Raw genomic sequence first — 15,201 nt, forward strand, 5'->3', positions numbered from 1 at the left:
GCGGTCTGCTTTTTTTGGGTGTTTGAATACGTCAGTTGCTACCGTGGCAATTAAAATTGATCATATTGCTTGTTCGCAAAGTAGGGGCAATACGCTCTCGTGGTGGTAGCCTGGCGAAAATTGCTGATACTTTAATAAGTTTGAGCATTTGCGGTAAGGTTATATACAGTTAACCTTATAAAAAAGCGCCCTGATTTGCACCAACAGATCTTCGGCCATGTGAATATCCGGTCTATCAGGTAACGCCGATCTTTGATAAACTGATTTTATCCCCTCCATCTTTACTTCAACCATGCGCATCAGTTCATCAAATTCAAATTCTCCGTTGCGGATCTTTAACAGGAAATCGCGATCCTCACGTTTGACAATTACCCGCTGATATAGGGCGATCTCTTCAGCCATGCTCAAAAGTCGAAAGGTGTGCATCATATTCTTCGCGTCATAACTTTTGCCATGTGATAACGTACTTTGATAACGATGCTCATTCCGTTTTTCTTCCCATTCTAAATACTCTTTGTGTTCCCGGCAATAGATGGAGTAACTATCCTTATTGAAGTTCATTACAGCTATGTTTTCTATACCTTTAGGTACAGAACTTAATTGAACATCATCAGCATCAGGTCCCGATGATATTCCTTTAAATCGCCCCTCTGTTAACTGTTTTTGATGATAAAGTAAGTAAATATTTCTGAAATGATCCAGGTTCACTAAGCCACATTGTTCCTGACTAAAATTATGTTCCTTCAGCCATTCCTTTAGTGAAATGCTACCATTGTTATAGATCACAAAGCAGAAATCCAGTACAGATTTACGTTCGGCATCTAATGGTTTATTGATCTTTTTATTTAACCCTCTGGCTTTCTTGATTTGTGTTTGTGCATATCCTGCGAATGTATCCAGGCAAAGTTTAGATAGGAAATCCTCCGGTTTGATTAAATCCATTAATGGGTGACGAAATAACACATGCTCTTTTGGTGTACTTAACAGTTCCAGTATGTTAGGGTTGTTTTTCGTTAGTAGCTCAAGGAAACGGCCTATCTCAAAATAAACTTCATCGTTGGTCGCATTAGCAATCTGGTCTTGTCGCTCAAAACCATAAAGCTGCTTTTGAGGCATGATGAAGATTCCTTTCTTATCCACGTCAGAACCGGCAACATTCAGGTTATAAGCCGTACTGCCACTGATACAATCCAACAGGATCAGTTCTTTTTGCTGTTTTAGCTGTGCATAAGTCATGGCTGTATGTATTTTCTAAAAACTTCATTCAATTTATCTGCGTCTTTCTTCTCCGATGGCATTAGCGGCATTTGTTCCCTGCAATAATTTAGTGTATCAGTTAACCACTCGTTAAGCGATGAAACTGGTGCTATAAAAGCCTTTTCATCAGCGGTCTTTTTTTGTTCCAGTAAATCATCTATATTTTTTTGAACTTTTTCATCGCTTATTAACATCCGCAGCTGATAAAATTCCATTGGCGGTACGGTTTGTTTCTCAACTATCCATTGGCAAGCCAATGCCGGTCGCAGCGCATAAAAGTAACGCTTCAGCTTTACCTGGTCGGTTTGCAGATCATCCCTAAGTGTATTGTTAGCCATTGATAAATAGTGATTCCCACCCGAACGTAAGGAAAAATAAGCAGGCATTAAATTCCGCATTTCATCAGCGAAAGCATTGTCCTGACGATATATGACAGGTGATTGTAACCACTCATATAAGGGGCCGTTAGATTTGAGGAATAGCTTTAAAGCTTTCCTCAAATCCCAGCCGCCGATATCCAATACTTCATTAACCGGCAGGCCAACCACATCCGGCATTTCTGCAATGCTTAAATAATGATTAACATTCCGGGTGTAGAGAAAGCGAACATCAAAGTCACTATCCGGCGAAGCGAAGCCCCAGGCCCGGCTGCCAGACTCGCAGGCATATAGAATTTTTATATTTTCCGATTGCTCAAGCTCAGATAACTTTTGCAGTATGATTTGTTTCATGTTCGTAATTATTATTTCATTTTATAATCTTGGATCCACCGGCTCACTTTCCATAGCCAGCACACCAAATACACATTGATGCACGCGCCTTAACGGTTCTTTATCGGTGAAACGTTGTAAACCTTCTATTCCCAATGCAAACTCGCGCATAGCTAATCCTCTTTTTGCATTTAAACCACGTGACTTTAAGCGGACGATATTTTCCGGGGCAGTATATTCAGGGCCATAGATGATCCGTAAATATTCTTTTCCCCTGATCTTGATAGCCGGTTGTATTAGTCCTTTACCGTCTTTTTCAATAAAGTTATAAGGTTTCACTACCATGCCTTCTCCGCCCTTGTCGGTTAAGGCTAACCACCATTCTGTAGCTTCATTGATGCTGGCTTCGTTATTTAGTTCCACTATTTTGTAAGGGGTAGCTAACAATATAGCAGGATCGCCCGCGCAGATTTTTTTTATCTGCTCCATGTGCCATTCGTGGTTCTCGCTTGTCCAAAGTTTTCCTTCGGATGCTAGGATATGGAACGGTGCCAGCTTGTAATCGTCCAGGCTGTTTACCGGCCAGCAATACTGCTGATAGGCCGTAGTGAATTGCTTAGCTTCCTTTTGCCTTTCACTGTATTCCGCTAACAATTCTTCACCGGCTGCATCCCTTTGAGTCAATTGTTTTAGTGCATCCATCACATCGCCTAAAGCATGCGTTGCAGCAGCGCCAACCGCCGCATATTGTGTTTGGAGTAAAGCCTGCGCTTTAGCGCTCCAAGGCATTAATTCGGTATCCAAACAAACCCAATCGGTATTAAAAGCATCATAAAATCCTGAAGTAATCAACGCCTCATTCAATCGTGTTAATAAGGCCTGCTCGGTTACTTTGTCATTGAAGAATGCGCGACCTGTACGGGTATAAATTGTACCAATGCCTTCTCCCGTAATTCCGAATGCTTTGCTGATCGCTTCTTCATTTTTACCGACGATAACCACTGCCCTTGAACCCATATGCTTTTCCTGACATACTACTTTACTGATCCCGGCTGCTTTGTAATAATCAAAAGCTTCAGTCGGAAATTCCAGGTAGTCATCCAGTATGCTGGTTTTGGATGGACTCATGGTAGGTGGTAAATAGATAAGCCATTTTGGATTGATAGCAAACCTGCTCATTACCTCTAGCGCAGCTATAGCGTTTTCTTCCCTTATAGTGATGTTATTCCCCAGGCGTGTTTCTACAATCTGCTTTCCTGTAAATTCGGCTATATCCAACACATTGTCGTTTTCCTGTTGCATGGTTAAGTTTGGCACATTGGCCTTACCATGATCCAGGGGCCTTACTGGCTCGCAGTAAACCTGAGCAGCTTTTACAGCTACCAATTCCCGTTCAGGATAACGCAAAGCGGTTAATGATCCGCCAAATACACAACCAGTGTCAATGTCAATAGTATTATTGAGCCATTGTGCTTCAGGCACAGGCGTGTGTCCATAAACAACCATAGCCCTGCCTTTATATTCTGCAGCCCAGTTAAGCCTAACCGGTAAACCAAATTCATCTATCTCACCTGTGGTTTCCCCGTATAAGCAAAATTCGCGTACAGCACCTGAACCGCGCCCCTGCATACTTTCTTTTAAACCAGCATGGGCAACAACTAATTTGCCATTATCGAATACATAATGGCTGATCAAGCTATCCAAAAACTTTTTAACCTGATCCCTAAATTCCTGTGTTTCCGGGCTTAACTGATCAATAGATTCCTGCAGGCCATGTTTGGCCTGCACGTTTTTACCGCTCAACCAGCGCATCAATTTAATATCATGATTACCGGGCACACAATAAGCGTTGCCGGCAGCAGTCATGCTCATTACCAACTTTAATACCTCGGGTGTTTTAGGCCCGCGGTCAACCAGGTCACCGGCAAATACAGCTTTCCGGCCTTCGGGATGAACCCACGTTTCACCATTGTTGATGTATCTTAAATCTGCTAAAAGTTGTGTTAATTCATCGTAGCAGCCGTGTATGTCTCCTATGATATCTAATGGGCCTGTTTCTCCCTTTTTATTGTTGTATAAAGGATCGCGTACAATACCGGTTATTGCCTCAACTTCTTCAGGCGTGCGTAATTCGATAATATGGCGAAAACCTTCATATTTCAACTTTTTAAAGCTTCGTTTTAATTGCGAGATATGCTGCGGTATTACATGCGCACCGAAGTTTCGGTCGGGTCGCAATGCATTTCGTTGCGCACAAACCTTTTCGGGCATATTCAATATGATGGCGACTGGCAGGCAATGGTATTCCTTAGCCAGTTTTATCCAGTCTTTACGCGCTTCTTCCTGCACATTGGTAGCATCAATTACGGTTACTAGTCCGTTCTTTAAGCGCAAACCGGTAATATACCTGGCCAATGCAAAAGCATCGGCAGAAGCCGCCTGGTTGTTTTCGTCATCACTTACCATGCCACGGCAGATATCAGAGGATACGATCTCCGTTCCCTTGAAGTGTTTCCGGGCAAATGAAGATTTTCCTGACCCGGTAGCACCTATGAGTACAACCAACGATAATTCAGGTATTTGTATAGTTTTATTTGTTAACATTCTTTTCTTTTTAATTGTGATTACACCATTTGTTCCGCTATCTCGTCACGACGGCTAAATACCGCCATCTGGCTTAATGCCCCAACTTCAGCATCAACCTCTCCAATAGGTTTAAAGATCACATTGTAGTTATATTTTACAGCCAGATTGGTACTCCAGCTTTCAAATTCTTTTCTTGTCCATTCAAAGCGGTGGTCATTATGTCGCATTTTGCCTTCCTGGTAATCTGCAAAATGTACGTTGTATTCGGCATTAGGGGTGGTAATGATTACTGTTCCAGGTTTAGCATATTCAAATACTGATCTTTCCAGTGCCGCTAACCGCGGCTCATCCAAATGTTCTATTACTTCTACCAATGCTGCACCATCAAAGCCTTTCAACCGTTTGTCCCTGTATGTTAATGACCCTTGAATTAATTGTATTCTTTGCAATTGCTTTTCAGACATGCGTTCCAGCTTCAACCTTTCTTTAGCGATCTCCAATGACCGATAACTCACATCCATTCCCAAAACAAATTCAAATTGCTTCTCGGTCAGTAAAAGTTTGATGAGTTTGCCCTCGCCGCAACCCAAATCTGCTACCCGTTTAGCGCCGGCCAACAATAACTCGTCTTTAGCTGCTTGTAAGCGCAATTCGTGTATGCGTAATTGCGGCTCTTCAATATCGGTCGCTGCTTCTACAATTATCTCGTTTTCCAAAGCTTCTTCAATTTCATCCTTGCTTAACAATACACCCAAAGCCTGATTAGCCAGCGACCGCTGATTTTTCAGATACCTGCGAACGATCATTTCTTTAGCCGGATGTGCTTCCAGCCAATCCTTGCCTTTGGCCAATAATTTTTCAACTTCTTCCTCGTTTACCCAATAGTGCTTGTCATTATCGCACACAGGTATCAGCACATACAAGTGCGAAAGCAGTTGCTGTAAGGTAAGCTTGTTACTTAACTCCACTGTAAAATATCGGCTGTAGCCCCATTCAGGAAAAGCGGGATTAAGCGGATGTTGTATGGTATTTACCAGGTAGCCCAGTGGCTCAAACAAGGATCGCAATATACCTTCGCCGCCCTTTACCGGCAACACCGACAGCTTAACTGTAAAAGGCATAGCTACATCTACCAGTTCCGGTTTGTCCTTACATCTGCCATTAAGGGCGGATGAATAAGCTTTGGCAATAGCTGCGCTCATAAATGAACTGGACACATATGGCCTGTCGTTTACATATTGCTCTAACGCAAAGTCGTTGCCTTTAGGCCCCGCATTTCTTACCAATCCCACCGGGTCAATATCCAGCAATAAGGCAGCTGTACATTTCTGATCACTTACTTCCGGATAAAAAATATGTGCTTTTCCTGCCGAGAGATCAACAGACTGTATTTTACCCGGATGTTTGTGCAATAAATAGCTCAGGTCATCTGCCGGGAAATGTGTGGTGGTTATAGTTAGTAACATCAGGTAATAGATTGTACGGTTAATATAGTTATTCTCCTCAATGTGGCGTGCATTGCCATCTTTATCCAGCAATGCACGCTTTCAACACTACAAAGGTGAATGGCAAGTGCGCAGTCTTTTTGCGCAGTAAAAAAATAATTGCCATATTTATAAAATATATTCGCCTATGCCTGTTAACCGCAATGCCCTTATCCGCTACCGCACTATTGACAATTGCCTTCAAAACCGTTATAAAAAATGGACGTTAGATGATTTAATCGAAGCCTGTTCTGATGCCTTATATGAATTTGAAGGTATTGATAAGGGTGTAAGCCGGAGGTCTGTACAAGCCGATATTGAAATGATGCGCAGTAATAAGTTGGGCTACGAGGCACCTATTGTTGTGGTTGACCGGAAATATTATACCTACGCTGACAAAAATTATAGTATAACCAACAGCCCGATCAGCCAACAGGATATGCAGGTTTTAAGTGAAGTATCCAGTTTACTGAAACAATTTAAAGGCTTCAACCATTTTACCGATCTGAACGAAATGGTGAGTAAGCTGGAGGATAAGATCTATTCGCAAAAAACTCATAGTCCGCCGGTTATCGACTTTGAAAAAAATGATAACCTGAAAGGACTAGAATATATTGAAGGTATCCGTAAAGCGATTGTTGCTAAAAAAACGCTTTGCCTAACGTATCAATCATTCAAAGCTCGCGAAGCCAGTACATTTTGCTTTAGCGCCTATTTATTAAAAGAATACCGCAACCGCTGGTTTGTTTTGGGAGTACAGCATAAAAACAGGGGACAATTTTTGAATCTGGCCCTCGACAGGATACAATCTGTAGAAGAACAGGATGAAAAATATAGGGAGAACAGAATAATCGATCTTGCTACTTACTATAATGACGTAATAGGCGTTACCAAATCCCCAGGGCAGCGCGATTGTGAAGTGGTGTTCTGGATTAATAATGCCAACGCGCCCTATGTGATAACCAAGCCGCTGCATCATACGCAAAAACTGTTGGGTGAAGAAAACGATGGTAAAGTTTTCAGTATAAAAGTGATCCTTAACTTCGAACTGGAGCGGGAATTATTAGGGTTTGGTTCAAAGATGAAAGTGCTTCGACCAAGGATATTAGTCAAACAAATGAAATCGCAATTGCAAAAAACACTTGATCTCTATAACTTAAGGGCTATAGAAACTGAAAGTGCTATAGAAACTGAGAAAAATTAACTTGTTAAAAATCATTTTGATATATTTAAATCGATATCACAATTATTAATGGCCTATTTTTTAATCAAGATAAAGTTAATCTATCTGCAATTTCTGCTGGTGGCCATCGGCTTTATTATATCGTATTCGTTTTTGATTTGGCTGATTGTATACCAATTTTCTTTATTGGCCTTAAACGAGGATTTAATTAATTTTTGGCTGCCATTTTGCCTGCCTGTGATACCTGTTTATATCTGGCTAAGGCCAAGGATTAAATTACTGGTATTAAAAGATAAGAAGGGTAATTTGCCATTTCTCTATTTTTTTGCGGCTTGCCTGGCTATTTCGGTGCCAACAATGGTGTTACAGGAATATTTACTAACAGCCACAGGTAAACTAACAACGGTTGAAAATATTAGCGAAATAAGTAAAAAGCCTATCACAAGATATTACACAATTGCAAACCATTATATAGATAAACAACACGCAACGGTACATCGTAGAACAGAGGTAAGTGGCAGAAATAACGAATATTTAACTTTTCATCTGTATGTTGCCTGCCCTATTTTAGACAAGGCCCCGCAAATAGATACTGGTAATAATAGTAGTTTTATTATGCCCGCGGCATGGCTGGGGACCGAATACACAAAGGGCATTAGTAATCGCAGCAGTGACGTTGAAAAAGAACAGGCATTTAAAGAATTAGGAATAGAAACTTATAATAAACTCAAAGAACAAAACCTCGATCAGTTTATTTACTTAGACCATATTGGCAACAATGATCGCCATAAGGGTTATTACGCCGCAATTAAATCAATTCCTCAATATAATGGTGCAGAGCCCTTAATTCTGGAAGCCAAAAATGAGCCGTTCGAAACAAGAAACGGAGATAAATTTGGATGGATATTTAAATCATTCGGGATTGGCGCAGGAGTTTGGTTGCTCATGTTGATTTTTCCTAAGTTTAACAATGCGCAATTAAAAAAGCTTCCAGAATACAGCCTTGAGCGTCAGCGGGAGTCGTTCAATAAATTTGCCTCATCAATAAAAATTACCAGTAAATCGTCCGTTTCAATAATCATTATTGCATTAAACATTTTGGTTTTTATCATTATGGGTTTTGCAGGATTAGGTTTTATCTCATTTGACGGACAAGACTTATATGCCTGGGGTGCTAATTACCGGCCGGCAGTGGTTAACGGGCAGTGGTGGCGACTGTTAACTAATATCTTTTTGCATGGAGGATTAATGCACTTGATATTTAATATGTATGGACTACTTTTCGTATCTATTTTCCTTGAACCTATTTTAGGGAGAGCGAAATTTATAATTGCATATATTTTATGTGGGTTGTTAGCAAGTCTTGCCAGTATATGGTGGCATCCGGCAACCTTAAGCGTTGGTGCATCTGGGGCGATCTTTGGGTTATACGGTGTGCTAACCGCTTTATTAACAACCAACAAAGCCGACGCAAATTCCAAAAAGGGGTTGTTAATAAATAACGCAATATTTATAGGGATTAATTTAATAATCGGGTTTACCGGAGGTATTGACAATGCTGCTCATATTGGCGGTTTGTTAACAGGATTTATTATGGGTTATATAATGTATTTTTTTATCGACAAACCTAAACCCAAGAGGGTCTATAAGAAAAGGATAAAAGTTATCGAGAACAAGGAAAATATATTAGAAAAGTAGAACTGAATAAACCATCTATGCGCCTGAAACAAAAATTACCTGTAACCTATCTGCTATTTACCGTTAATGGTCGTTTATCAAAAGGGGCTTTTTTGCTGGCTTCCCTGTTTTACTGGTAAGCCAGCCAAAATTCAGATTTGAAACCTTTGATCATTGGTAATTGCTATTTTATCGGCAATGACTTTCATTTTGAACGATCTGAATAGATTGATCTTTTTCGTTTTTTAGCCAGATTAATATAAATTGAGATCGAACTGTTTTAAATTAAACTAGTAATTGTCCCATTGCGATTGCTTTGGGTTTACGATAGCGTAATTATTTTCATTAATAGATTATAAATTAGTTTCTTACATTTGCGTCAACAAAAACGCTATAAGTCTTGAGCCATGTAATCGCCCGCGCATAAATCATTTATGATCTTTCCCATCCCAGGGAAGGAAGCGATTTTTATTTTCTTATTTTAATCTTGAAAACATGGCTATATCACAAAAATATGGTCGTACCTATCATTATCCGTTTTCGCCGGGCACAACCAGCGATGATCGTATAGCGCACGACTACTGGGACCACTTACAGCGTATCCCAAACTTAATACATACCGAAAAATTGGATGGCGAAAATAATTGCCTTTCCAAATCTGGCATTTTTGCCCGTTCGCATGCGGCACCAACTACCTCATTGTGGACGGAAAGCCTCCGGCGTTTCTGGCAATTGGTGAAATATGATCTGGGCGATCTGGAGATTTTCGGAGAGAACCTGTATGCGATACATTCCATTGAATATCGCAAACTGGAGCACCATTTTTATGTGTTCGGTATTCGTGAGCACGACCGGTGGCTTAGCTGGGAGGAAACTCAGTTCTACGCCAATATGCTTGATCTGCCTACGGTTCCGGTAGTTAAAGCGGAAGGTATGCCAGATGAGCGACAACAGTTTGAAACGGAAATACTGACACTGGTAAAGGGGCCAGGCGCGTTTGATTCTTATGATGTGTATGATCAGAAAGCAACTACCATGGAAGGTATTGTTAGTCGTAATGCCGATAGTTACGCCGTGGACGCTTTTGCGCAAAATGTATTTAAATATGTACGAAAGGGGCACGTTAAAACCGATGAACACTGGACCCGCAACTGGAAACGTGCACCATTGATAAATGAAGGAGGTAGACGTGTGGACGTTTAGTGAAAATAAAGATTGGACATATCTTGAAGGAAAATTTGACTGGATAAAACGCATGGACAACGTTGAGCAAGACCCGCGCTATCATGCTGAGGGCAACGTGGCTACCCATACGCAAATGGTACTGGTTGCCTTGGAAAATGAACCAGTTTTTCAAGGTTTATCTAAACAGGAACAGGAAATGCTATGGGCTGCCGCTTTATTGCACGATGTTGAAAAATACAACACTACGGTTTTTGAGGCCGATGGCAGCATTACCTCTAAAGGGCATGCCCGTAAAGGCGCGCAATTTGCAAGGCAATTGCTTTATGTAAATGAACCTGCGCCTTACATGATCCGCGAACAGATTGTGGGCTTGGTGCGTCATCATGGTTTACCGATATGGTTGTTTGAAAAGCCAGACCCGTTAAAAACGTTGGCGAAAGCCAGTATGGAAGTAAATACCCAATGGCTGGCTTTGCTGGCTCGTGCCGATATGTTAGGTCGTATTTGTGACGATCAGGAGGAGATGCTCTATCGTATCGACTGCTTTGAAGCATTTTGTCAGGAAAATGATTGCTGGGGAAAAGCCCGTAAGTTTAACTCGGGCCAGGCACAAATGTATTATATGCAACATAATGATGCCTACCTGGACTATATTCCTTTTGAAGAACCTGCGTTTGAGGTGATTTTAATGAGTGGTTTACCAGGTGCAGGTAAGGACACATTTATTAAGAAGCGTTACTTGGGGTGGCCTGTGATCTCTTTAGATCATATACGTATGGAACGCGGTATATCCCCAACAGATAAAAGGGGTAATGGCCAGGTGATACAGGAAGCAAAAGAACGGGCACGCGTTTACCTGCGCAAACAGAAATCCTTTGTCTGGAATGCTACCAATACCACCAGCCAAATGCGGATGCAGCTGATCGAACTATTCGACACCTATAAGGCAAAGGTGGTTATCGCCTATGTCGAGGTACCTTATCAGCATTTACACGGTCAAAATAAAAACCGCGATGCTGTTGTTCCCGTCGCGGTTTTAGATAAGCTGACATATAAACTGGAGGTGCCCGCACTGTGGGAAGCGCATGAGGTAACTTATCACGTTGGTTAAACAAAACAGACCACCTCTTGAATTTTATGAGGTGGTTTTAAATAAATAATTCTGACTGTACATTTTTAATTTTTATCCTATTTTTAAGGCAAAACAACACAAACCTTATTTCACAATAAAGTAAATTACTTTGCAGCTAACAGAAGACCAGATATACGCCCTTGCGCCTGATGAAGCTTCAAAAAAAGCCGGGCGCGATTTGGCTGCACCCGCCAAATGGGTTACCAAAGGAATAAACGAACAAGCGCTTTGGGGCGAATGCCAGGGAAGCGGAAGCAAGCCATACCAAACTCAGGTCGATCTTACCGCTATCGCTTTCAAATGCTCATGCCCAAGCCGTAAATTTCCGTGTAAACACGGGCTTGGTTTGTTATTATTATGTGCCCGACAGCCTGGTTTATTTGCTAATTCGGATATGCCTGCATGGGTAGGCGACTGGATCAGCAAGCGATCTGAAAAAGAAGAAAAGAAAACCGAAAAAGCGGAAAAATCAGTTGATGAAGCGGCGCAGGCTAAACGCCAGCAATCACGCGAGCAAAAAGTGAGCGGCGGTATTAGCGAGCTGCTGATGTGGATAAAAGATATTATTCGTAACGGCATTTTAACCGTCCCCGAAAAAGGTGGAGTTTATTGGGATAATATGGCCCGCCGTATGATTGATGCCCAGGCATCGGGGTTAGCCGCTATGGTTAAAAACCTTGGCGCCACAAATTTCTGGAATGAAGGCTGGCAAAGCAGTTTTATGGATAAGCTATTGCAGTTATACCTTGTGGCTGAAAGCTATCAGCATTTACCTGCCATTAATCCCTTATTACAACAGGATATACGCTCGGCCATTGGTTTTACGGTTAACCAGGAGGAACTTAAAAAGCAGAACGGCATTACCGACACCTGGTTGGTGATAGGAAAAGAAAGCCGCGAGGAACAACAGATCACTGTTGATGAAAACTGGTTATACGGCATAAAAAGTAATCAATATGCGCTTGTTTTGCAATTTATTGCCCGCGGGCAGGTTGGGCAATTGTCTTTGAGCGCGGGTATGTGCCTGGATGCAGAACTGAATTATTTTCCATCTGCCATACCATATAGGGCTATCATTAAAAATTATACTATCGCCGGGGCTAACGCAACGCAAAATATACAAAGTTTTACGGGGTGGAATCAGGTAGTTGAGTACGAAACCGTGCTTAACAGTAAGCTGCCTTTCAAAAATGAGCTGCCATTTGTGGTAGCAGCCTTAAAACCGGTACAATACCAAAAACAATGGTGGCTGCAGGACCAGGATGGTTTTTTGTGCCGTATTGCTTCTGATTTTAAAAATATATGGCAGCTAATGTCTTTAAGCGGGGGACAGCCATTGATGATGAGCGTTATCGGCAAAGAAAACGAATACCGCCCATTGGGTGTTTGGCATAAAAATAAATATAAAGCTATTTGATGAAAGCCTGGGAATATGTGATTAATACCGCTATGCTGGGCACGGATAAACCGATGCCTGGCAGCGCCGACTTGCCCGATGAGGTAGCCGAAATAGCAGTTATGATCGATGCTGCGGAATCTTCAGATAAAGAAGCGAAGTTTTTGCAAAAGGCCGCTGTAATTTACAACTATCGTCAATGTGGATTTACACCTGAGCAAAAGGAGCTGCCGGTAACCGTAGCGCCCGAAGAAATAAAATCCTACTGTTCTGAAGAGGCTGCGAATGTTTTAAGTGATATCCTTAACGAGGATAACACTGCGTTGCTGGAATTATGGATGGTTCTGTGTAATACGAAGCAACAACTGTTTTGGCCTGATGTTTTACCGGCCGTTATGGATATAGCCTTAAAGGATAAATCGTTACAACCCCTGGTTAATGCATGCAGTGGTAACCGTGGATGGTGGTTAAGTACGTTAAACCCTGCATGGGATTATTTTACAATCCTTACGAATGAAGAAATCTGGCAAACCGGCAAGCCCGAAGAACGGGTCAATGTACTTAAAAAGTTAAGGCAAATTAATCCGGAGCAAGCAAGGGAATGGCTACAGCAAACCTGGGTGCAGGAAAATGCTGCAAGTAAAGTTGATTTGTTGAAAGCGCTTCGTATTAATGCCTGTGTTGCCGATTTGGAATGGCTGGAAAGTTTGTTGAATGAAAAAGGGCAAAAGGTAAAAGATGAAGCCCTGGCTTTACTTAAATTGATACCTGGCTCTGCCATCGTAAATATTTACCAGGATTTATTGAGGGAATCCGTCATCCTTAAAAAAGAGAAAGCTTTATTGGGGATGATGACTAAGGTTTCCATTCAGCAAAAATTGCCAGATACAGTTGATGAGAACATCTTTAGATCGGGGATAGAAAAGTTAGCCGGGCAAAAAAGTGGCATTTCTGATGAAAGTTTTATTATATACCAATTGATGGCTGCTGTTCCGCCTTCATTTTGGGAAAAGCAATTTGATGCCACAGCTGAGCAGGTGGTGAGCTACTTCGAAAAGTATGCCTTGTCGCAAATGGGCGCATTGATTAAAGCTGTAGTAACATTTAAAGCCGATAGCTGGATTCCCTTTTTGCTAAACCAGGCTGGTTTGTATGCCGATTTTGTCAATAAGCTACCATCACAGCAGCGGGACAAATATATGTTAAGGTTCTTTGCAAACGATCCGCAAAATACCATCAATATAGCACTTAATTGTGAGCAGGAATGGGGTGCGGAATTTGTCATATCTGTATTACCCTATATGGCTAATAATCCTTATATATATAACCGCGCTTTCTTTAATAAACGTATTAAACTCATCCCGACAGCTATTATCAATCAGCTTGAAAAAATAGAGTGTAAAGATGCCAGCCAGCAAAATGCCTGGGAAAAAAGCAGAGATCACTTAATTAAATTACTAGACTTAAAGCAACAAACCCTTAAAGCCTTTAACGTATAAATACCTTAACATGTCACAGCTATTACGTCAACATGCAGAGCAATTATTTGCACACGAACTGGAAGAACTTAAAAAACAGGATAACGATAAACGACCGGCCAACTGGGTGCTTTCGCCACAATCTGTAGTTACTTATCTAATAGGCGGTAAACTCAAAAACGGGTTTGAGGTATCACCCAAATATATCGGTAACCGCCGCCTGATGGAAATAGCTGTTGCTACGCTCACCACGGATCGGGCTTTGCTGTTATACGGTTTACCGGGTACAGCCAAAAGTTGGGTAAGCGAACATTTGGCAGCTGGGGTAAGTGGTGATTCAACCCTAATCATCCAGGGAACGGCAGGTACCAGCGAGGAATCAGTACGTTACGGGTGGAATTACGCCCGTTTGATAGCGGAAGGTCCTTCGGCGGGGGCATTGGTTGAAACCCCGGTAATGCGGGCAATGAAAGATGGCAAGATTGTTCGGTTGGAAGAGTTAACCAGGATAGGTGCAGATGTGCAGGATACGCTGATTACCATCCTATCTGAAAAAACGTTACCGGTGCCTGAACTAAATACGGAAGTACAAGCCATTAAAGGCTTCAATGTAATTGCTACAGCCAATAACCGCGATAAGGGCGTAAATGAATTATCCAGCGCGCTAAAACGCCGGTTTAATACCGTGATATTGCCACTGCCTGATTCGATAGAGGAGGAGATTGATATTGTACGCCGCCGGGTAGAAAGCTTTGAGAAAGTGATGGAGTTACCGGCCGAGCCGCCAGCTTTGCAGGAAATACGCCGGATAGTAACCATTTTTCGTGAGCTGCGTAGCGGCGTTACAATGGATGGCAAAACCAAGGTGAAAATACCTACGGGTACGCTAAGCACAGCCGAGGCTATTTCGGTAGTGAACAGTGGCTTATCAATGGCTGCCTACTTTGGCGATGGAACTTTGAAGGCGGCAGACCTGGCAGCAAGCATAATAGGCTCGGTAATAAAAGATCCCGTGCAGGATAAACTGGTATGGCAGGAATACCTGGAAACCGTTGTGAAAACACGCGGTGATTGGAGTGATATTTACCGTGCCTGCCGCGATTTATAATAAAA

At 41.9% G+C, this 15,201-nt stretch carries 11 protein-coding genes; 7 read left to right on the forward strand and 4 right to left on the reverse strand.

Annotated elements, in window-relative coordinates; translation table 11 throughout:
• Positions 1–159: 159 nt before the first annotated feature.
• Genes AC1D0K_RS14105 through AC1D0K_RS14120 form a run of 4 tightly spaced genes read right to left on the reverse strand, consistent with a single transcriptional unit; the run spans position 160 to position 6,091 of the window.
• Positions 160–1,236: a DNA polymerase beta superfamily protein gene (locus AC1D0K_RS14105; RefSeq protein ID WP_477393499.1), complete on the reverse strand. Its 1,077-nt coding sequence runs from the start codon at positions 1,234–1,236 to the stop codon at positions 160–162.
• A complete protein-coding gene (locus AC1D0K_RS14110) occupies positions 1,233–1,988 on the reverse strand; it encodes a nucleotidyltransferase domain-containing protein (RefSeq protein ID WP_477393501.1) in 756 nt (251 codons plus the stop codon). Before AC1D0K_RS14110 ends, AC1D0K_RS14105 begins: the two co-directional genes overlap by 4 nt.
• Positions 1,989–2,009: 21 nt before the next feature.
• On the reverse strand, positions 2,010–4,571 hold the full coding sequence (locus AC1D0K_RS14115; RefSeq protein WP_477393503.1) for a polynucleotide kinase-phosphatase: 2,562 nt from the start codon (positions 4,569–4,571) through the stop codon (positions 2,010–2,012).
• 20 nt (positions 4,572–4,591) lie between these two features.
• Positions 4,592–6,091 carry a 3' terminal RNA ribose 2'-O-methyltransferase Hen1 gene (locus AC1D0K_RS14120; RefSeq protein ID WP_477393505.1) on the reverse strand — a complete coding sequence of 500 codons (1,500 nt, stop codon included), beginning with the start codon at positions 6,089–6,091 and terminating at the stop codon, positions 4,592–4,594.
• 94 nt (positions 6,092–6,185) lie between these two features.
• Here AC1D0K_RS14120 and AC1D0K_RS14125 point away from each other — a divergent pair, with 94 nt between their 5' ends.
• The 7 genes from AC1D0K_RS14125 to AC1D0K_RS14155 all read left to right on the forward strand — a co-directional run bounded on the left by AC1D0K_RS14125 (position 6,186) and on the right by AC1D0K_RS14155 (position 15,196).
• Positions 6,186–7,241: a helix-turn-helix transcriptional regulator gene (locus tag AC1D0K_RS14125; protein WP_477393507.1), complete on the forward strand. Its 1,056-nt coding sequence runs from the start codon at positions 6,186–6,188 to the stop codon at positions 7,239–7,241.
• Between the two features lie 336 nt (positions 7,242–7,577).
• Positions 7,578–8,918 (forward strand): rhomboid family intramembrane serine protease, encoded by a 1,341-nt coding sequence (locus AC1D0K_RS14130; RefSeq protein WP_477393509.1) that lies wholly within the window; start codon positions 7,578–7,580, stop codon positions 8,916–8,918.
• A 474-nt stretch (positions 8,919–9,392) separates the two neighbouring features.
• Complete coding sequence (locus AC1D0K_RS14135; RefSeq protein WP_477393511.1) at positions 9,393–10,100, forward strand: RNA ligase family protein; 708 nt, start codon at positions 9,393–9,395, stop codon at positions 10,098–10,100.
• Positions 10,072–11,193: an AAA family ATPase gene (locus tag AC1D0K_RS14140; protein WP_477393513.1), complete on the forward strand. Its 1,122-nt coding sequence runs from the start codon at positions 10,072–10,074 to the stop codon at positions 11,191–11,193. Before AC1D0K_RS14135 ends, AC1D0K_RS14140 begins: the two co-directional genes overlap by 29 nt.
• Before the next feature lie 130 nt (positions 11,194–11,323).
• Positions 11,324–12,631, forward strand: a complete 1,308-nt coding sequence (locus AC1D0K_RS14145; RefSeq protein WP_477393515.1) for an SWIM zinc finger family protein — start codon at positions 11,324–11,326, stop codon at positions 12,629–12,631.
• Entirely contained in the window at positions 12,631–14,109 is a 1,479-nt protein-coding gene (locus tag AC1D0K_RS14150) for a DUF5691 domain-containing protein (RefSeq protein ID WP_477441584.1), read from the forward strand. Before AC1D0K_RS14145 ends, AC1D0K_RS14150 begins: the two co-directional genes overlap by 1 nt.
• A 10-nt stretch (positions 14,110–14,119) precedes the next feature.
• A complete protein-coding gene (locus AC1D0K_RS14155; RefSeq protein ID WP_477395950.1) occupies positions 14,120–15,196 on the forward strand; it encodes an ATP-binding protein in 1,077 nt (358 codons plus the stop codon).
• Positions 15,197–15,201: the final 5 nt, after the last annotated feature.

It is taken from the genome of Mucilaginibacter sp. P1_A3 (assembly GCF_056406855.1).

Bases quoted from the DNA above. Each gene is read 5' to 3' on its own strand.
- AC1D0K_RS14155 (WP_477395950.1), top strand. From the start codon at position 14,120: ATGTCACAGCTATTACGTCAACATGCAGAGCAATTATTTGCACACGAA.
- AC1D0K_RS14135 (WP_477393511.1), top strand. From the start codon at position 9,393: ATGGCTATATCACAAAAATATGGTCGTACCTATCATTATCCGTTTTCG.
- AC1D0K_RS14130 (WP_477393509.1), top strand. From the start codon at position 7,578: ATGGTGTTACAGGAATATTTACTAACAGCCACAGGTAAACTAACAACG.
- AC1D0K_RS14110 (WP_477393501.1), bottom strand. From the start codon at position 1,988: ATGAAACAAATCATACTGCAAAAGTTATCTGAGCTTGAGCAATCGGAA.
- AC1D0K_RS14140 (WP_477393513.1), top strand. From the start codon at position 10,072: ATGAAGGAGGTAGACGTGTGGACGTTTAGTGAAAATAAAGATTGGACA.
- AC1D0K_RS14105 (WP_477393499.1), bottom strand. From the start codon at position 1,236: ATGACTTATGCACAGCTAAAACAGCAAAAAGAACTGATCCTGTTGGAT.
- AC1D0K_RS14115 (WP_477393503.1), bottom strand. From the start codon at position 4,571: ATGTTAACAAATAAAACTATACAAATACCTGAATTATCGTTGGTTGTA.
- AC1D0K_RS14125 (WP_477393507.1), top strand. From the start codon at position 6,186: ATGCCTGTTAACCGCAATGCCCTTATCCGCTACCGCACTATTGACAAT.
- AC1D0K_RS14150 (WP_477441584.1), top strand. From the start codon at position 12,631: ATGAAAGCCTGGGAATATGTGATTAATACCGCTATGCTGGGCACGGAT.